Annotated in this window: 15 protein-coding genes; 11 read left to right on the top strand and 4 right to left on the bottom strand. The window is 41.1% G+C overall.

Going from position 1 to position 20,468, the window contains the following annotated elements; all coding sequences use genetic code 11:
- The first annotated feature begins 13 nt into the window (after nucleotides 1-13).
- From murD to recN, 10 genes are all read left to right on the top strand, one after another.
- Nucleotides 14-1,324, top strand: coding sequence for a UDP-N-acetylmuramoyl-L-alanine--D-glutamate ligase (murD, locus tag EL121_RS03565; protein WP_039197781.1), 1,311 nt, complete (start codon nucleotides 14-16; stop codon nucleotides 1,322-1,324).
- A 1-nt stretch (nucleotide 1,325) separates the two neighbouring features.
- Nucleotides 1,326-2,504, top strand: coding sequence for a putative lipid II flippase FtsW (gene ftsW / locus EL121_RS03560; protein WP_039197779.1), 1,179 nt, complete (start codon nucleotides 1,326-1,328; stop codon nucleotides 2,502-2,504).
- 150 nt (nucleotides 2,505-2,654) lie between these two features.
- Nucleotides 2,655-3,710: an undecaprenyldiphospho-muramoylpentapeptide beta-N-acetylglucosaminyltransferase gene (gene murG / locus EL121_RS03555; RefSeq protein WP_039197777.1), complete on the top strand. Its 1,056-nt coding sequence runs from the start codon at nucleotides 2,655-2,657 to the stop codon at nucleotides 3,708-3,710.
- Between the two features lie 51 nt (nucleotides 3,711-3,761).
- Complete coding sequence (gene murC, locus EL121_RS03550) at nucleotides 3,762-5,189, top strand: UDP-N-acetylmuramate--L-alanine ligase (RefSeq protein WP_039197774.1); 1,428 nt, start codon at nucleotides 3,762-3,764, stop codon at nucleotides 5,187-5,189.
- 106 nt (nucleotides 5,190-5,295) lie between these two features.
- Nucleotides 5,296-6,207, top strand: a complete 912-nt coding sequence (locus EL121_RS03545) for a D-alanine--D-alanine ligase (protein WP_039197772.1) — start codon at nucleotides 5,296-5,298, stop codon at nucleotides 6,205-6,207.
- Nucleotides 6,207-7,001 carry a cell division protein FtsQ/DivIB gene (locus tag EL121_RS03540; RefSeq protein WP_039197770.1) on the top strand — a complete coding sequence of 265 codons (795 nt, stop codon included), beginning with the start codon at nucleotides 6,207-6,209 and terminating at the stop codon, nucleotides 6,999-7,001. The genes EL121_RS03545 and EL121_RS03540 overlap by 1 nt, the downstream gene beginning before the upstream one ends.
- Before the next feature lie 25 nt (nucleotides 7,002-7,026).
- On the top strand, nucleotides 7,027-8,304 hold the full coding sequence (gene ftsA / locus EL121_RS03535) for a cell division protein FtsA (RefSeq protein WP_014992115.1): 1,278 nt from the start codon (nucleotides 7,027-7,029) through the stop codon (nucleotides 8,302-8,304).
- A gap of 39 nt (nucleotides 8,305-8,343) precedes the next feature.
- Nucleotides 8,344-9,558 carry a cell division protein FtsZ gene (gene ftsZ, locus EL121_RS03530; RefSeq protein ID WP_039197769.1) on the top strand — a complete coding sequence of 405 codons (1,215 nt, stop codon included), beginning with the start codon at nucleotides 8,344-8,346 and terminating at the stop codon, nucleotides 9,556-9,558.
- A 33-nt stretch (nucleotides 9,559-9,591) separates the two neighbouring features.
- Entirely contained in the window at nucleotides 9,592-10,512 is a 921-nt protein-coding gene (lpxC, locus tag EL121_RS03525) for a UDP-3-O-acyl-N-acetylglucosamine deacetylase (RefSeq protein ID WP_014992113.1), read from the top strand.
- Nucleotides 10,513-10,676: 164 nt separating this feature from the next.
- Nucleotides 10,677-12,350: a DNA repair protein RecN gene (recN, locus tag EL121_RS03520; protein ID WP_039197768.1), complete on the top strand. Its 1,674-nt coding sequence runs from the start codon at nucleotides 10,677-10,679 to the stop codon at nucleotides 12,348-12,350.
- Between the two features lie 129 nt (nucleotides 12,351-12,479).
- Here recN and EL121_RS03515 read toward each other — a convergent pair whose 3' ends face one another.
- The 4 genes from EL121_RS03515 to EL121_RS03500 form a co-directional block, all read right to left on the bottom strand.
- Nucleotides 12,480-13,883, bottom strand: coding sequence for an ABC transporter ATP-binding protein (locus EL121_RS03515; protein ID WP_039197766.1), 1,404 nt, complete (start codon nucleotides 13,881-13,883; stop codon nucleotides 12,480-12,482).
- A complete protein-coding gene (locus tag EL121_RS03510) occupies nucleotides 13,883-14,668 on the bottom strand; it encodes an ABC transporter permease (protein WP_039197765.1) in 786 nt (261 codons plus the stop codon). The genes EL121_RS03515 and EL121_RS03510 overlap by 1 nt, the downstream gene beginning before the upstream one ends.
- Nucleotides 14,669-14,670: 2 nt before the next feature.
- The gene (locus EL121_RS03505) at nucleotides 14,671-15,618 is read right to left on the bottom strand and encodes an ABC transporter permease (protein ID WP_039197763.1); all 948 of its coding nucleotides are present in this window, start codon (nucleotides 15,616-15,618) and stop codon (nucleotides 14,671-14,673) included.
- 87 nt (nucleotides 15,619-15,705) lie between these two features.
- The gene (locus tag EL121_RS03500) at nucleotides 15,706-17,280 is read right to left on the bottom strand and encodes an ABC transporter substrate-binding protein (RefSeq protein WP_039197760.1); all 1,575 of its coding nucleotides are present in this window, start codon (nucleotides 17,278-17,280) and stop codon (nucleotides 15,706-15,708) included.
- 375 nt (nucleotides 17,281-17,655) lie between these two features.
- On the opposite strand from EL121_RS03500, the gene EL121_RS03495 reads away from it, so the two are divergent.
- Nucleotides 17,656-20,397, top strand: a complete 2,742-nt coding sequence (locus tag EL121_RS03495; protein WP_232013014.1) for a YadA family autotransporter adhesin — start codon at nucleotides 17,656-17,658, stop codon at nucleotides 20,395-20,397.
- The last annotated feature ends 71 nt before the right edge of the window (nucleotides 20,398-20,468 follow it).

Here is a 20,468-nt window from a genome sequence, read left to right as displayed (position 1 = left end):
AAGAGATTCAATTATGCAAAACCAATATAAAGATAAGGTCGTTACCATTATCGGCTTAGGCAAAACAGGTTTATCTTGTGTCGAATTTTTTGCGGATAAGCAAGCAAAAGTACAAGTAATTGATACCCGTGAAAAACCGGCAGGTGCCGACCAGCTTCCGGCAGATGTACCGTTGCATACCGGCGGTTTAAACAGCGAATGGCTATTAGCTTCCGATTTAATTGTGATTAGCCCGGGGCTTGCATTGGCTACACCGGAAATTCAACAAGCTATCAATGCCGGTGTGGAAGTGGTTGGCGATATCGAATTATTTGTGCGTGAAGCGAAAGCACCGATTATTGCGATTACCGGTGCAAACGGCAAAAGCACGGTCACGACATTAGTGACCGAAATGGCAAAACAGGCGGGGATTAAAGTCGGTATGGGCGGCAATATCGGGGTGCCGGTATTAAGTCTATTGAATGAGGAATATGAATTGTTTGTGTTGGAGCTGTCCAGCTTCCAATTAGAAACCACTTCTTCTTTAAAAGCAGTTGCGGCAACCATTTTAAATATCAGTGAAGATCATATGGATCGTTACAATAACTCGGTTGAAGAATATCGTTTAGCGAAATTGCGTATTTACGACAATGCCGAGAATGTGATTGTAAATGGTGAAGATAGACTGACTTATCCTCTTGAAACGCAAGCGGTTAAAAAATTGATTCGTTTTGCAGAACATAATGCCGAGTACATTATGCGCAACGGTATTTTATATTCGGGTGATGATGCAATTATCCCAACCAAAGAAATGCTGATTTCAGGTCGTCATAATGAAATGAATGCATTAGCAGCAATGGCATTAGCCGAAGCGGCGGGCATTCCGCGTGAAGGGATTGTAAAAGCATTGCAAGTGTACGGCGGTTTGGATCACCGTTTCCAAGCGGTCAAAACCAATGACGGCGTACGTTGGGTGAACGACTCAAAAGCAACCAATGTCGGTAGTACGGTAGCGGCACTCAACGGTTTACAAGTGTCGGGAACGCTTTATTTGTTATTAGGCGGTGACGGTAAAGCGGCGGATTTTTCCGAGTTAAAACCACTGATTAATAAACCGAATATCGTTTGTTATTGCTTCGGTCAGGACGGTACACAGTTAGCCGCATTATCAAACCAAAGCGTATTGGTGGAAACTATGCAACAAGCGATTGAGCAAATTCGCCCGCAACTGAAAAAAGGTGATATGGTACTACTGTCGCCGGCTTGCGCAAGTCTCGATCAATTTAAGAACTTTGAAGAACGTGGACACGTTTTTGTCAAATTAGCTCAGGAAGTAACCGCTTAATATGTTAGAAAGATTTAAGACAGAATGGGATAAATGGATACGATTAACGCCGACTAATTCGCTATATGATCGCACGTTGATCTGGCTGTTTTTCGGCTTATTAGTTATCGGTTTTGTGATGGTAACTTCGGCATCGATTCCGGTAAGTACCCGTTTAAATGACGATCCGTTTTACTTTGCGGTACGTGACGGATTGTATTTAGCGGCTTCGTTATGTGCATTTGTCATTGTCGTGCAGATCCCAACCGAAAGTTGGGAAAAACGTAATGTGGCTTTTTTCTTAATATCGTTACTGTTTTTAGTGGTCGTGCTGGTTTTTGGACGTAATGTTAACGGTGCAACACGTTGGATCCCGCTCGGACCGATAAATTTCCAGCCGGCAGAATTGGCGAAATTAGCCATTATTTGTTATTTCGCCAGCTTCTATGTGCGCAAATATGATGAAATGCGTACCAAGCGTGCGAGCTTTATTCGTCCGATGGTGATTTTGGCTATTTTCGGTATTTTGTTACTGCTACAGCCGGACTTAGGTAGTACGTTCGTATTATTCGTATTAACGTTTGCCATGTTGTTTATTATGGGGGCGAGAATTTTACAGTTCCTGTTCTTAGGCATTGCGGCGGCGATCTTATTTGCGTTTTTAGTACTGACATCCGAATATCGCCTTAAACGTGTTACCTCATTTATGGATCCTTTTGCGGATGCTTATGGTGACGGTTTCCAACTTTCCAACTCGCAAATGGCATTTGGTCAAGGTGAATTCTGGGGACAAGGATTAGGCAACTCGGTACAAAAACTGGAATACTTGCCGGAAGCACATACGGACTTCGTTATGGCAGTAGTCGGTGAAGAATTCGGATTTATCGGTATTGTCGCGATTGTGATCTTGTTAGTTTCTTTAGCATTACGTGCACTCAAAATTAGTAAAGATGCATTGAAATTGGAAGAGCGTTTTCGTGGTTTCTTAGCTTTCGGAATCGCGATTTGGATCTTCTTACAAGGTTTCGTAAATCTAGGGGTGGCTTCAGGTTTACTACCGACCAAAGGATTAACATTCCCATTGGTGAGTTATGGTGGCTCCAGTTTAGTTATTATGTCGATCGCAATTGCGATTTTACTGCGAATTGATTATGAAAATCGTCTTGCTTTAATAGGGCATGCGCAAATCAAAGAAATTTAAAGAAACAAGCGGTCGGAATTTGCAAAAAATTTGCAAAAACTGACCGCTTTCTTTTTCCGTAAATTGTCAATTTCCTGTACAATAACAACAATTTGTCTAAAAAATCTAATAAGTGAGCGATTACGCTCAATTTTTGCAAAAGAGACCAAAATGACTAAAAAACTTCTTGTTATGGCAGGTGGAACCGGCGGCCATGTATTTCCGGCAATTGCGGTTGCGCGAGAACTGCAGAAACAGGGCTGGGAGATCCGTTGGTTAGGCACTCAAGATCGAATGGAAGCCGACCTTGTGCCAAAGCACGGTATTCCGATTGAGTTTATTCAAATTTCCGGATTGAAAGGAAAAGGTATCGGCGCATTGCTGAAAGCACCGTTTGCGATTTTTAAAGCGGTGATGCAGGCACGTAAAATCATTAAAAATTATCAACCTGATGCGGTGCTCGGTATGGGCGGATATGTATCCGGGCCGGGTGGCATTGCAGCGAAATTATGCGGCGTACCGGTCATTTTACACGAGCAAAATGCGGTTGCCGGTTTAACCAACGTATGGTTATCAAAAATTGCTCGTCGTGTTTTACAGGCGTTCCCGACCGCATTCCCAAATGCGGAAGTGGTGGGAAATCCTGTGCGTGAAGATCTTGCTCAGCTTGAAGCGCCGGAAATTCGTTTTGCCGAACGAGGTTATCCGATCAATATTTTAGTGATGGGCGGCAGTCAAGGTGCAAGAGTGATTAACCAAACCGTACCTGAAGCAGCTAAACAGCTTGGTCAAAATGTGTTTATTAGCCATCAAGTGGGAAAAGGCAATCTCAGTGGTGTGGAAGAAATTTATCAAACGACCGGTAACGGTATTGCCGCCGAATTTATTGATGATATGGCACAAGCCTATAATTGGGCGGATTTAGTGATTTGTCGTTCAGGTGCTTTAACCGTCTGTGAAATTGCTGCAGCAGGTTTACCAGCCATTTTTGTGCCTTATCAACATAAAGATCGTCAGCAATATTTGAATGCGACTTATTTAGCGGATGACGGTGCGGCAATCATTATCGAACAGCAAGATTTTACGGTAGAAAGTTTATTAAGTGCGTTACAGCCGTTAATTGCCGATCGCCAAAAATTAACCGAAATGGCAGTCAAAGCCAGAGCGAAAGCAACGCCTACAGCCGCTCAACGTGTAGCGGAAGTGATTATCGAACAAGCGAAATAGTTTTAAACGCAACCAACAAAAATATTTGGTTGTACAGATAGGAAAACAACAATGAAAAATTTCCAAGATAAAATTAAAAAATTAGTACCGGAAATGCGCCGTGTAAATCAAATCCATTTTATCGGTATCGGCGGAGCGGGAATGAGCGGTATCGCTGAAGTATTATTGAATGAAGGCTATCAAATTTCCGGTTCTGATATTGCCGAAGGTCCGGTAACTAAACGTTTAGCTGAAGCCGGTGCAAAAGTCTTTATCGGGCATCAAGCGGAAAATGTTACCGGTGCGAGCGTAGTGGTTGCTTCAAGTGCGATTGATGATAGCAATCCGGAAGTGCGTGCGGCAAAAGAAGCACGAATTCCGGTGATTCAACGTGCGCAAATGTTAGCGGAAATTATGCGTTTCCGTCACGGTATCGCTATTGCGGGAACACACGGTAAAACAACTACCACCGCAATGATTTCGATGATCTATACTGAAGCGCAATTAGACCCGACTTTTGTTAACGGTGGTTTGGTTAAATCGGCAGGGAAGAACGCTCATTTAGGTGCAAGCCGTTACTTAATTGCGGAAGCGGATGAAAGTGATGCGTCATTCTTACATTTACAACCGATGGTTTCGGTGGTAACGAATATTGAGCCGGATCATATGGATACTTACGGCGGTGATTTCGAACAGATGAAAGCGACTTATGTAAAATTCCTACGTAACTTACCGTTCTACGGTTTAGCGGTTATGTGTGCCGATGATGAAACCGTGATGGAAATCGCACCGCAAGTCGGTCGCCAGGTTGTGACGTACGGTTTTAGCGAAAAAGCCGATTATCGTATCGAAGATTACCAGCAAACCGGTTTCCAAGGACATTACACGGTGGTGTGTCCGAACGGCGAACGTATTGACGTATTGCTGAATGTACCGGGTAAACACAATGCACTGAATGCAACGGCAGCTCTTGCGGTAGCGAAAGAAGAAGGCATTGCCAACGAAGCAATTTTAGCCGCGCTTGCTGATTTCCAAGGTGCAGGCCGCCGTTTTGACCAATTAGGTTCATTTATTCGTCCGAACGGTAAAGTGATGTTAGTCGATGATTACGGTCACCATCCGACCGAAGTGGATGTAACGATTAAAGCGGCCCGTTCAGGTTGGGAAGATAAACGCGTAGTAATGATTTTCCAACCGCACCGTTATTCACGTACTCGTGATTTATTCGATGATTTTGTACAAGTGTTATCACAAGTTGATGCGTTAATTATGCTCGAAGTGTATGCGGCAGGTGAAGCGCCAATTGTTGGTGCGGATAGTAAAGCGTTATGCCGTTCAATCCGCAATTTGGGTAAAGTCGATCCGATTTTAGTTTCGGATACCGATCAGCTTGGTGAAGTATTAGATCAAATTATCCAAGACGGCGATTTAATTCTTGCACAAGGCGCCGGCAGTGTAAGTCGCATTTCTCGTGGTTTGGCAGAAAGTTGGAAAGCTTAATAAGCGGTAAGATTTGCAAAAAATTTTGCAAAATTGACCGCTTGTGAACCTTGAATCGAGTAGTAGGGGCACGATACATCGTGTTCAAAATAAGAAAGGATAAAAAATGAGCATTAAAGATGAAAAAATTGCAGTGTTATTTGGCGGCGTTTCTCAAGAACGTGAAGTATCGCTAAATTCAGGCGCAGCGGTAACCGAAGCATTAAAATCCCTAGGCTATAATGTAGAAGGTATTGATACTAAAGATTTCCCGATTGAAAAATTAAAAGAAAAAGGGATTCAACGCGTTTTCAATATTTTACACGGCGGTATCGGTGAAAACGGTGTATTACAAGGTGCATTGGAGCAAATGGGTATTCCTTATACCGGTTGCGGCGTGATGGCGTCAGCGGTAACTTTAGATAAATTCCGTACCAAATTAATGTGGCAAGCAGTCGGTTTACCAACGGCTGAAATGGTGGTTGTTCGCCGTGGAGAAGCGGTCGATTCCGAACAAATTATTGCAAAATTAGGTTTACCGGTATTCGTTAAACCTTCAAGCGAAGGTTCAAGTGTCGGCGTAACTAAAGTAAAAAAGGTTGAGCAATTATTACCGGCAGTGGAAGAAGCGTTAAAGTTCGATTCAATCGTCTTAGTAGAAGCTTTCTTGGCAGGTAAGGAATATTCCGTTCCGGTGCTAGACGGTCAAGTATTACCGGCAGTACAAGTGATTCCGGATGGTGAGTTTTACGACTATCATGCGAAATATGTGTCGGATAATACCCAATATGTCGTGCCGGCATTAAATGATGAACGTCAAGCGGAAGTGGCAAAATTAGTTAAAGCGGCTTATGATGTGGTTGGCTGCCGTGGCTGGAGCCGAATTGATGTGATGGAAGATGCAAATGGTAACTTTAATTTAGTTGAAGTGAATACTTGTCCGGGTATGACAAGCCATAGTATTTTCCCGAAATCTGCAGCAACGGTCGGTATCCCATTTGAAAAATTAGTCGAACGTGTATTGGAGTTAAGCGCATAATGGTTTCTGTTTTACGCAAAAAAACGGCACCTTCGGTTCGTTTTAAGCCGTTAAAAGCAAAATCTTCAGCAAATCCCTTTAATCGGTTAGTATTAATTAAGCCGTTGATTGTGTTATTATGCGTAATCTTCACATTTATCGTTTATAGCAATTGGCATCATTGGTTAGAGAATCTGGATAAGACTCCGATTCGTGCTTATGCGCTTACCCATAAAACTCGATTTACGACAAATGCGGACGTTCGGGAAACTTTATCGCAAAAGCCTGTTCTAAAAGGATATTTCGGTCAAGACATTCAACAAGTTAAAGAAAAATTACTTGGTATCTCTTGGGTTCGAGATGTTGTTGTTAGAAAGCTTTATCCTGATCGTTTAAGCATTACATTAATTGAACATAATCCTGTTGCTATTTGGAATAATACTAACTTTCTTTCCGATCACGGTGTGGTATTCAGTTTACCGGCTGATCGAATGGATAAAACGGGGCTTCCGGTACTTTATGGACCGGATTCCGAAGGAAAGGTAGTTCTAGATGCGTGGAGTAAAATAAAAGCGGACTTAAAAGCTCGAAATTTAGAGTTGCAATCCGTTGCAGTGGATAACAGAGGTTCTTGGACGATCACTTTATCAAATCATGTAGAGCTGCGCCTCGGTCGAGGGGAATGGACACCAAAAATTGACCGTTTTGTGACGATTTTTCCGGAAATTAATGTTCCTGAAGGACAACGACTGGCTTATGTGGATCTGCGTTATGAACATGGCGCAGCTGTCGGTTTTAGTCCTGTACATCAATAATTCTTAGCAAGCATAATATAGTGATATGACAAAAATAGCAGAATCCAAAATAATTGTCGGTTTAGATATCGGCACGTCAAAAGTTGTAGCCGTTGTTGGAGAAGTTTTGCCTGATGGTGTAATCAATGTGATTGGTTCAGGGGTGTGTCCAGCCAAAGGTGTTGATCGTGGTGGCGTTATTGATTTAGATGCCGCGGTGAATTCGATTCAACGCGCGATTGAACAAGCCGAATCAGTCTCGGATTGCCAAATTATTGGTGTAACGCTTGCTATTTCTGGACAACATATCACCGCTTTAAATGAAAGCGGTACTGTACCGCTTGGTGGGACAGTAACGAATGAAGATATTGATTCTGCTATTCATATTGCGCGTTCGATTAAATTACCGGACGGCTTAGAAACGTTGCATATTATTCCGCAGGAATATAAAGTAGACCGATTACCGGCAACGAAAAACCCGGTGGGTTTATCCGGTATGCGTTTACAAGCTCAAGCACATCTGATTGCTTGCCATCAAGATTGGTTACGTAATCTGAAAAATGCGGTAGAACGTGCGAAGTTAAAAGTAGATAAAGTTGTCTTTTCAGGACTTGCATCAAGTTATTCCGTATTAACCGAAGATGAGAAAGAGTTAGGTGTTTGCTTAATTGATATCGGTGGCGGCACAATGGATGTTTTAGTTTATACAGATGGTGCATTACGTTTTAGTAAAGTGATTCCATTTGCGGGTAATAACGTCACTGATTATATTGCGCATGTATTTACGACTTCACGTAACGAAGCCGAAAGCATCAAAATGAATTATGGTAGTGCGATTAACCCTCCAACTCATAATGCTGAGAAAAAAATTGAGGTAGCAGGACTAGGCGGTCGAATGCCGAGAACCTTCACCAAGGCACAAGTTGCGACGGTAACTTCGCAATGTTATAGTGATTTATTGAAGGTTGTTGAGAATGAGTTAACTCAATTACGTCACGAATTGTTCCAAAAAGGCATAAAACAGGAATTAATTGCAGGTTTTGTGCTTACTGGTGGTGGTTCGCAAATCGAAGATATTGTAGAATGTGCGAGAAATATCTTCGGCTCTCAAGTAAGAGTTGGATATCCGTTAAATATTACAGGGTTAACGGACTATGTAAATAAACCACAATATGCAACAGTACTCGGTCTTTTACAGTATAGCCATTACAATTCTGACGAAAAGGGTAGCGGTGGTGAAATTGGTGAGAAAGTAGATACGCTCCTTGATGTTTTAGGCAGAGGCGTAAAGAAGGCTGTTAATTGGGCAAAATCGAGTTTTTAATAGTGTTGACAAACAAGTTGGCACGTAGGGAGATGAAAAATGTTTGAACCTATTTATGAAACAACACAAGATGCGGTAATCAAGGTTGTTGGCGTTGGTGGCGGTGGCGGTAATGCACTGAACCATATGGTTGACGGTAACCTAAATAATGAAGGTGTTGGTGGCGTTGAGTTTTTCTCAGTGAATACGGATGCGCAGGTATTACGTACAAGTTCTGTTCGCCAAACTATTCAAATCGGTGCGAATATCACTAAAGGTTTAGGTGCCGGTGCAAACCCGAATGTAGGTCGTCAAGCAGCGGAAGAAGATCGCGAAGCATTATCTAATATGCTTGCTGGTGCGGATATGGTGTTTATTTCTGCCGGTATGGGTGGTGGCACAGGTACCGGTGCGGCACCGGTTATTGCGGATATCGCAAAATCACAAGGTTCACTAACAGTTGCAATCGTAACGAAACCGTTCCGTTTCGAAGGTAACAAACGTATGAGTTATGCGGAACAAGGCATTCAAGAGCTTTCTAAACACGTAGACTCATTAATCATCATCCCTAACGATAAATTATTAAAAGTATTACCAAAAAATACAAAAATGATGGACGCTTTTAAAGCGGCAAATGATATTTTACGTAATGCCGTTTTAGGGATTACCGATATGATTACCTCTCCAGGGTTAATCAACGTTGACTTTGCAGACGTGAAAACAGTAATGTCTGAAATGGGACGTGCAATGATGGGTACAGGTATTGCTGAAGGTGAAGACCGTGCAGAGCGTGCAGCTCACGATGCAGTGGCTAGCCCATTATTAGAAGATGTTGATTTATCTGGTGCGAAAGGTATCTTAGTAAGTATTTCATCAGGTTTAGATATTGAACTTAACGAAGTTGATGTGATTATGGATTATATCCATAGTTTTGCGGCTTCAGATGCAACGATTGTATTTGGTACGTCAGTTTACCCTGAAATGGATGGTAAATTACGTGTAACTTTAGTTGCGACAGGTATTGGTCAAGCAGAAGAGTTAACTTTACCAAGAACGCCAGTGTTGCAACAACAAGTTCAGCAGCACACTCAGGCTGCATATCAGCCACAGGCACAACCGGCTCAGCCAGCATTTGCTCAACCTCAACAAGGTTATACTCAGCAACCGGCTCAATTTAGCCAATCTCAGTCTGCAGCACCAAAACCACAGCAAGTTGATTCTTCTCAAGTTTGGTCTCCAAACTCAATCCCTGGGTTTATGAGAAACGGTCAGTAATGATCGCCCAATATAGGGAATAAGGACAGAATAATGATTAAACAAAGAACGCTAAAACAAGCGACCAAAGTTACCGGTATCGGCTTGCACAGCGGTAAAAAAGTAACGTTAACGTTACGTCCTGCTCCGGCGAATACGGGGATTATTTACGCTCGTACAGATTTAGAACCTGCAGTGTATTTTCCTGCAAGTGCGGAATCTATTCGTGATACGCAACTTTGTACTTGTATGATTAATGATGACGGTGTACGTATTTCAACCGTTGAGCATTTAAATGCCGCAATGGCTTCATTAGGTTTAGATAACTTAATTGTTGAAGTAGATGCGCCTGAAATTCCGATTATGGACGGCAGTGCAAGTCCATTCATCTATTTATTATTAGATGCAGGTATTGAAGAGCAAGATGCGCCGAAAAAATTCATCCGTATCAAAGAAACGGTACGTGTGGAAGAAGGTGATAAATGGGCGGAAATGAAACCTTATAGTAAAGGTTTAAAATTAGATTTCACTATTGATTTTAGCCATCCGATGATCAGCAAAGATGTGCGTAATTTCAAAATGGAATTATCTGCTGAAAACTTTATTCACAAAATCAGCCGTGCAAGAACTTTCACTTTTATGAAAGATGTTGAATACCTTCAATCAATCGGCTTAGCATTGGGCGGTAGCCTTGATAATGCGATTGTATTAGATGAATATCGTATTTTGAATGAAGAAGGCCTACGCTATAAAGACGAATTAGTGAAGCACAAAATGTTAGACTCAATCGGCGACTTATTTATGTGTGGCTATAATATCCTTGGTGATTTCAGCGCATATAAATCAGGACACGGTTTAAATAACAAATTATTACGTGCAATCCTTGCTAACGAAAATGCTTGGGAATTTGTAACTTTTGAAGACAAAGAACAAGCTCCGCAGGGTTATCGTATTGGCGAACAAGTCTTTATTTAATAATAGTAAGATTGATTAGTTTGAAAATCCTCGTTGATGAAAATCAGCGAGGATTTTTTTATGGCAAGCGGTCGGATTCGGCAAAAATCTTGCAAAAATACTTTACTGTTCAAAAAAACAGTTATAGTATATATCCATACAGGATATATTTTTACAGGTGTTTTATGCTCACTCAATTAACGGTTAATAATTTTGCGATTGTTCGTCACTTAACGCTAGAGCTGAATGAAGGCATGTCGGTCATTACTGGAGAAACCGGTGCCGGTAAGTCAATTGCGATTGATGCGTTGAGCCTTTGTCTCGGTTATCGCTCTGAAAGTAGTATGATTCGTAATGGTGCGGATAAAGCGGATATTACCGCAACCTTTACTATGCAACCGACCAGTCCTGCGTATTTGTGGTTACAGCAGCACGAGTTATTGGATGAAGATAATCCTCAGGAATGTATTTTACGTCGTATGATTAACCAAGAGGGGCGTTCTAAAGCATTCGTGAATAATCGCCCGTTACCGATTTCTCAGCTACGAGAATTAGGCCAATATCTGATTCATTTAAATGGTCAGCACGCACCGCAATTGCTACTCAAGAGCGAATATCAATTGGAAGTATTGGATAACTATGCGGGCATTCATAGCTTGTTGAATGAGATGAGTAACCAATATCATCGTTGGAAGAAATTACATCAGCAGGTTAAAAATTTTCGTCAACAGTGCCAAGAGAATGAGGCTCGTAAACAGCTATTGCAATATCAAGTGGATGAATTGGATGAGTTTGCGATTAAGCAAGGCGAATTTGAAGAAATGGAAGAAACGCATAGCCGGTTATCCAATTCTGAAGCATTAACCGCATTATCCCAAGAAGTGACTGATTTACTGAGCGAAAATGAATTAAATGTTGATTCAATGCTATATAAGGCGATTCGCCATTTAGAAGATTTAGTAGAAGTTGATTCACGTTATCAATCGGCGCTAAATATGCTAAATGAATCACTTATTCAAGTTCAGGAAGCTAGTTCTGAAGTAAGTGATTTAGCCAGCAAAATCGAACAAGATCCGGATTTACTCAATGAGTTGGATACACGTATCAGTAAGACGATTCAATTAGCCCGCAAGCATCATGTATTGCCGGAAAACTTATGGCAACATCATTCGCTACTCCAAGATGAATTACAAAAGTTGGTAGATTTTGCCGGAAATGAAGAACAGCTAATTGCAGATGAACAAGCGGCTTATCAACAATCTATTCAGTTGGCAGAACAAATTTATCAAAAGCGTCTTGAGGCAGGTAAAAAATTAGCTGAGCAAGTGACTGCACAAATTAAACATCTTTCAATGGAAAACGGTGAGTTTTTTATTGATGTGCAACATGACTCTAAAAAGATATCAAGTAACGGAGCGGACTTCGTTGAATTTAACTTGCGTAGTAATTTAGGGCAGCAAGCTCAGCCGTTAGCCAAGATAGCTTCTGGTGGTGAGTTATCTCGTATTTCATTGGCAGTTCAGGTATTAACCGCAAATAAATTATCCACACCAACCATTATTTTTGATGAGGTGGATGTCGGGATTAGCGGTCCGACAGCAACCACAGTTGGCAAGTTGTTACGTCAATTAGGCAAGAAATGTCAGGTGCTTTGTGTGACACACTTACCGCAGGTAGCAAGTTACGGTCATCAGCATTTCAATGTACAAAAGTATGTGGAAAATAATCAGACAGAAACTCAAATGTCGTTATTAACCCAAGCAGAGCGGGTGCAAGCCTTAGCAAGGTTATTAGGCGGAAGTAAAATTACCGATGCAGTACTTGCCAATGCACAGGAGATGTTAGACCTAGTTGAATAATATCGAGGAATAAAATAAAAATAAGCGGTCGTTTTTAAGGAGAACAAAGCAAATTTTGCAAAGTTTTCATCAAAAACGACCGCTTGTTTTCTTTGAACAGCTGGTATGAACCAGTTGTTTTCTGGACAACTAAATAAACTGAGTTAAATCAATCACTTTATCGCAGCTTTTTTCAATTAAATATGGATCGTGGCTAACAATCACTAACGCACATTGGCGTTGACGGCATTGATTGATTAATAATTCAATCGTTTCTTTTTGCGTGATCGGATCTAAGCGAGAGGTCACTTCATCGGCAAAAAGTAACACCGGTTCAAGCAATAATGCACGTAAGATCGCAACACGTTGCAATTCACCACCTGAGACGCTTTCTGCATTACGGGTGATAATTTCCGGAGAAAGCGCCAATTGTTGCAGCAAAGTTGGAATTTGCGAACGATCTAACTTATGTTTATCGATCACATCATCTAACAACGTCTGTAAACTGACAGTCGGGGCAAAAGCTTCCGGTGGATCTTGGTACAGTTTCAATACCTGATGTTTTTTATGTTGCTGGCTGTGCCAAATTACTTCGCCCGATTTAGGCTTAAGCAAACCGCATAACACATCAGCGAGCGTACTTTTGCCGATACCGCTGTGTCCGACAACACCTAAGATTTCGCCTTGATGTAAGTCAAATGAAAGTTCACTGAAAAGTGTTCGTTTGCCTCGTGCAACACTCAGATTTTTCACCGATACAAGCGGTTGATTTTTTGCAAAATTTTGCGAATTTTCGACCGCTTGCCAATGCTTCGGATCAGCGGCAATTAAGGCTTTGGTATACGGATGTTGTGGGTTAGCAAGCAATGTTTCCGCAGAACCTTTTTCTAATAACTGCCCTTTTTTCATCACCAAGATTTCGCCACCTAATTGTTCGGCAACTTCAATATCGTGTGTGATAGTGAGCAAACCGCCTTGATTCTGATAAGTCTGTTTTAGTAATTGGATCACATTGGTTTTGCTTTTTTGATCAAGCCCTTTGGTTGGCTCATCAGCTAATAAAATTTTACCGCCGGCTGCCGTAGCGACAGCAAAAGAAGCTCGCTGGGCCATACCGCCGGAGAGTTGGTGCGGATATGCAGTTTCCCATGCTTTTAAGCCCAAATGCTCAAGAGTGTTTGTTCCTTCGGTTTTTGCCGCTTGTTTATCTTTTTTAGCTACGAAGAAAAAACTTTCCCAAAGCTGTTTACCAATCGTCATAATTGGGTCAAGAGAACGGCGAGGCTCTTGCGGCAACATTACCAAGGTTTTACCCCAAAGCGATTCTAGCTGTGTGTTTTCGGTTTTGCTATTTTCTACAAAAATTTGACCGCTTGCCTCGAGCCCTTCCGGCAAAGCACCCATAATAGCTTGAATCAACAAGCTTTTTCCTGAACCGGTTTCACCGAGAATCGTGATATTTTTACCTTGTTCTAGCGTTAAACTTATCGGTTCAACTAAGGTTAAATCTGTGGTGGTTTTTACTCCAACATTCTCAATGCGTAATAGTGCCATTATTTTACTCTCCCTGATAAAAGTTGAAGGCTGAGAACCATTAAAAAGACAGCAATCACCGGCTGCATAAAGATCCACGGAGCTTCATAGTAATAAGGGAATAATTCAGTCATCATTAAACCTAATTCGGCTGTAGGTGGACGTAGCCCCACATTCACAAACCCGAGTGTTGCTAATGCCAGAATTGCATTACCTAGCGAAAAAGCACTTAAGGTTACAATAAGCGGTAGCAAACGTGGTAAAAGATGGCGTTTAAAGCTATAAAATAATCCCATTCCCATTAAGCGAGAAGATTCGATTTCAGCACTGGAAGCAAGCGTTTGACTGACTGCTCGAATTACACGGAAAAATTCCACCCACATCACCAAAGCGATACCTAAATAAAGCGTCCAAAATGATCCCGGGGACAATGAAGCAAATAATAGAATGAGTAATAAGCCGGGGAGAGCCATCACTAAATCGCAAATAAAGCTGAATAGTCGGTCAAGCCATCCGCCGAAAAAGCCGGCTAGAATACCAAATATCAGCCCGGCAACTAATGCACAAAATACACTAAAAAGAGATAGACCGAATGATAAGCGAATCGCCGAAGCAAGGCGGGCTAGCATATCTCGCCCGAGGTGATCTGTGCCAAACCACGCAAGTTCACCGGGTTTGGCGAGAATCGTTGTCAGATCTTGGAATCCAATATCCATTGGATAAAAATAGGGCTGTAAAAAGGCAAAAGCGAGCAACATGGCAAGAATCGCTGCACCAACTTTTTGGCTGAATGTCATTTTATTCATTATTATTCTCCATGACGTTTATTAGTAATTCGTGGATCAATCCACGCACTCAGCATATCTGCACACATATTTAACAGTACAAATAAACCGCCCATCACGAGAGAAGTACCTTGGATCATCGGCACGTCTCTAGCAATCACTGCATGTACCAAAGCGTGTCCGCTGCCAGGCCAAGCGAAGAGACTTTCTACTACAACCACGCCTTCAATCAAATAAACCAGCTGTACGGCATGATAAGCAATTACTGGAATAGCGATATTGCGGATACCGTGGCGAGTAAAAGTTTGCCATCTAGATAGCCCTTTTAAACGTGCGAATTGGTAATATTCGGATTGTTTTACTTGCAACATTGCCGTACGAGTAACGCGTACTGAAACGGCACTCAGTCCTAATGCTAATGTTAAAGCTGGTAAAATAAAGTGTTGCCATTTACCGTAACCACCAGCTGGTAGCCAGTGCAATGTTGCCGAAAAGAGCGTAATTAGTCCGATGGCGATAATAAATGCCGGTACGGAACGAAACAAGGTGCTAAATACGAGGGTGAAGCGGTCAAAAAAGCCATTTTCTTTGCGAGCGGCAAGTACACCAAGCATCGGACCAATCATAATTGCCATAATGAGCGCAACAATCGCGAGGCTAAGCGTATGTCCGAACTGATGAGCAATTTCGTTCCAGACTAAATCGCCGGTAACTAAGGATTTACCTAAATTAAGCTGTAAAAGGTCAAGTAACCAGTTTCCATAGCTTTGCCACCACGGTTGATCTAGTCCTAATTCGGTGCGTACTAATTCGGCAGCGGCACTATCAGCTTGATCATAACCGTAACGGCTTGCCGCTATACGATAAGCCATATCCCCCGAGAGCTGTCGAGTCAGAATAAAAGTGAGAGTACCAACCGACCAAACCACTAAAATAATTTGCAGCAGTCGTCTAAAAATAATATTAAGCATATTTCTAACCATGAATTCATTAAAAAACACGGAATTTGCCCAAGAGTCTGTGCTATTTTCCGTGTTTTAAATGCTAATTTGATAATGTTATTTTGTAAGTCTTTCTAAAAAGAATCTTCTTTCGAACGGATCAAGTGTAACACCTTTGATATCATTATGGGTCGCAACATTTTGCTGATAATACACTACCGGAATAATCGGTAGTTCATCATGAATAATTTGGCTGACCGTCTGTTTTAAGTGTTTATTTCGTTGAGGATCACGCTCCGTTTCGATTTTCTCTAACGTTTGCGCCAATTGTTCGTTACTCCAGTTCATTACGCCCCAGTCACTGCCGCCTTTGGCATAATCCTGCACGATTACACCGAATGGATCGATGGTTTTACCATAGTTCAACGCATATAGCGCCATTTCTAAGCTACCGTCCTGATGGCCGGCAGGGATTTCACTAAAGTTTCCGACCGACACATTTACATCAATCCCAATTTGTTTCCATTGTGCTTGTAAAATTGTGGCAATAATCGGCAATTCCGGACGATCCGAGAAGGTTCTTAATGTGAAGCTGAACGGCTTGCCTGCTTTATCAGTTAATTTACCTTCGTTATTGAATTGGTAACCGGCAGCAATCAGATTCTGCTTAATTGTTGTGAGATCTACAATTTCATCTTTATTTTCTACACGCCAATCAGCAAAGGCTTTCGGTAGAATTTGATCCGCTATGCCATCTTCGATTTTTAAAACTTGTTCAGCAATCGCTTTACGATTGATTGCCTGTGAAAGCGCTTGGCGAATTGCTAAGTCTTTAAAAAACGGTTTTGCCACATCCATTTTCATTTGAATAGTACGAGCGATAGAACCACTGGTTACAGTCAAATCAGGATTGGTTTTTAAACGTGCGACACTCGCCGTATCTAAGTTAAACACTAATGATGTTGCATCGCTTTGAGCCATTAATACACGCGTTTCGCTACGGCTGCTTGCTAAATAATTGGCATGAATAACTTTTGGTTTTTCTCCCCAATATTGTTCAAAGCGAATAGCTTCTATTTTTTGTGGTGCTTCAATTTTATTTGCTTTAAATGCACCTGTTCCAATTAATTTAACAACTTCATTTTTTTCATTAAATGATTCTTCAGCTAAAATAATAGTTGAATAATGTGTTAAAAATGCAGGGAACGGTACAAAAGATTTTGTTAATTTAAATTTTAATTGATTCTGATTTAAAACATTAATTTCTTTAATAAATGCCTTTTTTAGAATGCTTGGTTGATTCATTACTAAATTTAAATTCTTTACAACAATTTGAGCATTTAATTTTTCGCCGTTATGGAAGGTCGCATCTCGTAACGTGAAAGTCCACTCCGTTGCATCTTCATTGCTCTTCCATTCAGTCGCAAGTCCAGGGATTAACTCTCCTTTTTCATTTGCTTCAACTAAGGTCTCTGCTAAGTTCATTCGCTGGAAAATAACACCAGATTGAGTCGGGTGTAAGCTATTTAGCTCCCAAGGTGCAATAACGGTAACTTGTGTTAACTCATTGTTTTTTAATTCATTTGTTTCAGTTTTTTTTGTGTCTTGTTGGATGTTTTGAACAACCGATTTATCTTCACAACCCACAGTAAACAGTGTAGTTGCAAGTAATGGGAATAGCCATTTTTTCATCATAATCTCCTTTAAATTTAGTCAGGTATTTTACAGGTATGGCGCTGATTCTATCATAAATCCATAAAAAAAGTAGTTTTTTTATTTTGTAAAGATAATCGAGCAAATCCGATCTGTAATAAAGAATAGATTTTTATAGGTCAGATCCGATTAGTTAGTAAATATAGATTAAAAGATATATATTTGTTTAGTTCTTTATTAAGTTATTTATATTAAGTAGACGTAAATTTTATTTACTTTGAATCTAATAAAGAATGAATGAAATTTAACTGAAAGAAGTCAAATCCCTTAACTTGAGGTGGGAATATGTATGTAAATAAAAAAATGAGTAAAACGATAATTGCGCTAGCTTTATCGTCTCTTTATACGACATCTATGGCAAATGAATTAACAACAGTCACCGTTACTGCTGATAATTTAAATAAAGTTATTGTTAATTCGGATAATAATTTAAATCTTGCAGCACAAGGAAATACATTAAATATTTCTTCTGCTGATAATGTTGTATTCTCGTCAATCAATACGACTACATTACGTGGTGATGCAATTAATGCAACTCAGATGAATACGGGGTCTATTACTGCGTCTGGTGCTGTAAATGCCACTCAAATCAATACTGCATCATTAACGGCTTCAGGTGCAGTAAATGCAACGCAAATTAATACGGCAGGACTTACCGCTTCAGGTGCTGTAAATGCAACCAAAGTGAATACGATTGCCTTGACAGCTTCACAAGCGGTTAATTCTGCACAAGTAAATGCACGTAATGTCGCTGCAACGGTTGTAAATGCGACCACTTCAAATACGAACCGTTTAAATACTTTTACGGTGAGTACAAACGTAGTTGATGCTAAGACCGTAAATGCAACGCAAGTAAATACCGATTCAATTACCGCACGAGCAGCAGTAAATGCGACCCAAATTAACACAGCGTCATTAACAGCATCAGGTGCGGTAAATGCAACCCAAATCAACACAGCGTCATTAACCGCATCAGATGCAGTTAATGCAACGCAAATTAATACGGCATCGTTAACCGCTTCGAATGCAGTAAATTCACAAAAAGTGAATACGAAAAATGTGAAATCAACCACAGTTGATGCTAAAGCAGTAAATGCAACGCAAGTAAATACCGATTCAATTACCGCACGAGCAGCAGTAAATGCGACCCAAATTAACACGGCGTCATTAACTGCATCAGATGCAGTAAATGCGACACAAGTTAACACAGCGTCATTAACCGCTTCAAACGCAGTGAATGCAACAAAAGTGAATGCGGAAAAAGTAAATACAAATTATTTGGCGGCGTCAGGGATTATTGATGCGGCACGTGTAAGAACCGGTTCGTTAGCCGCTTCAGGTGTAATTGATGCTGCTCGTATCAGAACAGGTTCACTAGCTGCTTCAGGAATTGTTGATGCGGCTCGTGTAAGAACAGAATCATTAGCGGTTTCAGGTGTATTTGACGCAAATAGAATTCGTACGGCAAGTTTCTCTTCAAATACGGTAAATACTGATAATTTAAATGTTGTAAATACGATTAATGTTGCAAATGGTCCGAAAATTAATTCGAACGGTATTACTAATTTAGCAGCCGGTGATATTTCTGAATTCAGTACGGACGCAATTAATGGTGCGCAGTTATATCAAATTTTAGTGAGCAATGCGTTACTTTATTATCCGAATATTGCGCCTTCGGAATTGGTAAGTAACACTGGCTTAACCAGTGAATCAGCGAGTACGGAAGCTGCGCCTAGAAGTAGCCGTAGTAGAAGATCATTAGATAGCTTTGAAGATTTTAGTGCTGAGCCTGAGTTAATGATGGCGATGGCAACACCGGCTAGCCTTGTATTGGAAAGCGTAGATGGTGCAACAGCAGACGTTGCAACATTAGCTGCAAGTCCGGTTGCTGTGCCTACCACAACTTCTGCACGTGTAAATGCGGATCAGATTATTGCGGGTACAACAGATGTTGCTCGTGTGAATGTAGATCAAATTAATGCCGGTACGGGTAATATTTCTCGTGTGAATGCGGATCAAATTGTTGGCGGTACAGGTGATATTGCTCGTGTAAATGCTGATTTATTAGTTGCGGGTACAGGAAACATTGCAAATGTAAATACTGATTTATTAGTTGCCGGTACAGCTAATATCGCACGTATTGAGAGTGATGTAATGAATGCAAATCAAGCTGTAGCAACTACTTCTGTTGGTGTAAAAAATGGTCCGGAACTTACGACAGCCGGTATTAATGCGGCAGACAAAGCAATTAGTCATGTGAAAGCCGGTACAAACAGCACAGATGCAGTAAATAAAGCACAACTTGATGAAAAAGCAGATAAATCAACTGCTTATACCTTCAATGTGAGTAACAATGAAGCAACATTAAGTGCCGATGCGTTAGCGGATACTTGGACATTAGAGCAGGGCGATAGCTTAACCTTTGGTGCAACTTCAGATCTAAACGTTACCACAGATGGTCAAGGCAAAGTGGTATATGGCTTATCTGATAAAGTTAAAGCTAAAATTGATACGGCAGCGGCAGCAAATAAAGGCGTGAATGTTTCAACTAAAGCGGCAGATGGTAAAGTTACTACCCATAACGTGAAATCGGGTGAAACGGTTGCGGTACATTCAGGTAAGAATATTGCAATCACTCAAAATGCCAATACGATTACTGTAGCAACAGTAGATAATCCGACTTTTGCGAAAGTGACGGCGGATTCTGTTTCGGTTAAAAACGGTCCGACAATTGATAGCAACGGCATTAATATGAATAACAAGCGTATTACTAACGTCGCTGACGGTGTAGAAGCAACAGATGCGGTAAATGTTCGTCAATTAAATCAAACGCGTAATGATTTTGACAAACGTTTAGATCGTTTAAACAAAGATCGTAAGGCTGGCACGGCATCAGCAATTGCTACGGCTGGTCTATTACAAGCGCCGGCAGGTCAATCAGGTGTAACGGCTGCGGTGGGTCAATATGAAAGCCAAAGTGCGGTAGCGGTAGGTTACTCACAATCTCTACCAAGTGGTGTTGGCGTGAAAGTGTCTTTCAGTGCGAATACACGTAAAGAGCTTGGCGGTTCTGTCGGTATGGGTTATTTCTGGTAATTGATGCTTTAAAGACATAAGAAAAATGCGACCGGATGAGGTCGCATTTTTTACTTAAATCAAGCGGTGAT

Origin of the sequence: Actinobacillus equuli (assembly GCF_900636745.1) — a bacterium.
GTDB classification, from domain to species: Bacteria; Pseudomonadota; Gammaproteobacteria; order Enterobacterales; family Pasteurellaceae; genus Actinobacillus; species Actinobacillus equuli.
This window is presented reverse-complemented; position numbering and strand designations above follow the sequence as displayed.

Excerpts from the sequence above, each read along its gene's own strand:
- ftsW (WP_039197779.1), top strand. The coding sequence starts at position 1,326 with ATGTTAGAAAGATTTAAGACAGAATGGGATAAATGGATACGATTAACG.
- ftsZ (WP_039197769.1), top strand. The coding sequence starts at position 8,344 with ATGTTTGAACCTATTTATGAAACAACACAAGATGCGGTAATCAAGGTT.
- EL121_RS03515 (WP_039197766.1), bottom strand. The coding sequence starts at position 13,883 with ATGGCACTATTACGCATTGAGAATGTTGGAGTAAAAACCACCACAGAT.
- recN (WP_039197768.1), top strand. The coding sequence starts at position 10,677 with ATGCTCACTCAATTAACGGTTAATAATTTTGCGATTGTTCGTCACTTA.
- murD (WP_039197781.1), top strand. The coding sequence starts at position 14 with ATGCAAAACCAATATAAAGATAAGGTCGTTACCATTATCGGCTTAGGC.
- EL121_RS03540 (WP_039197770.1), top strand. The coding sequence starts at position 6,207 with ATGGTTTCTGTTTTACGCAAAAAAACGGCACCTTCGGTTCGTTTTAAG.
- ftsA (WP_014992115.1), top strand. The coding sequence starts at position 7,027 with ATGACAAAAATAGCAGAATCCAAAATAATTGTCGGTTTAGATATCGGC.
- lpxC (WP_014992113.1), top strand. The coding sequence starts at position 9,592 with ATGATTAAACAAAGAACGCTAAAACAAGCGACCAAAGTTACCGGTATC.
- murG (WP_039197777.1), top strand. The coding sequence starts at position 2,655 with ATGACTAAAAAACTTCTTGTTATGGCAGGTGGAACCGGCGGCCATGTA.
- EL121_RS03500 (WP_039197760.1), bottom strand. The coding sequence starts at position 17,280 with ATGAAAAAATGGCTATTCCCATTACTTGCAACTACACTGTTTACTGTG.
- murC (WP_039197774.1), top strand. The coding sequence starts at position 3,762 with ATGAAAAATTTCCAAGATAAAATTAAAAAATTAGTACCGGAAATGCGC.
- EL121_RS03495 (WP_232013014.1), top strand. The coding sequence starts at position 17,656 with ATGGCAAATGAATTAACAACAGTCACCGTTACTGCTGATAATTTAAAT.
- EL121_RS03510 (WP_039197765.1), bottom strand. The coding sequence starts at position 14,668 with ATGAATAAAATGACATTCAGCCAAAAAGTTGGTGCAGCGATTCTTGCC.
- EL121_RS03545 (WP_039197772.1), top strand. The coding sequence starts at position 5,296 with ATGAGCATTAAAGATGAAAAAATTGCAGTGTTATTTGGCGGCGTTTCT.
- EL121_RS03505 (WP_039197763.1), bottom strand. The coding sequence starts at position 15,618 with ATGCTTAATATTATTTTTAGACGACTGCTGCAAATTATTTTAGTGGTT.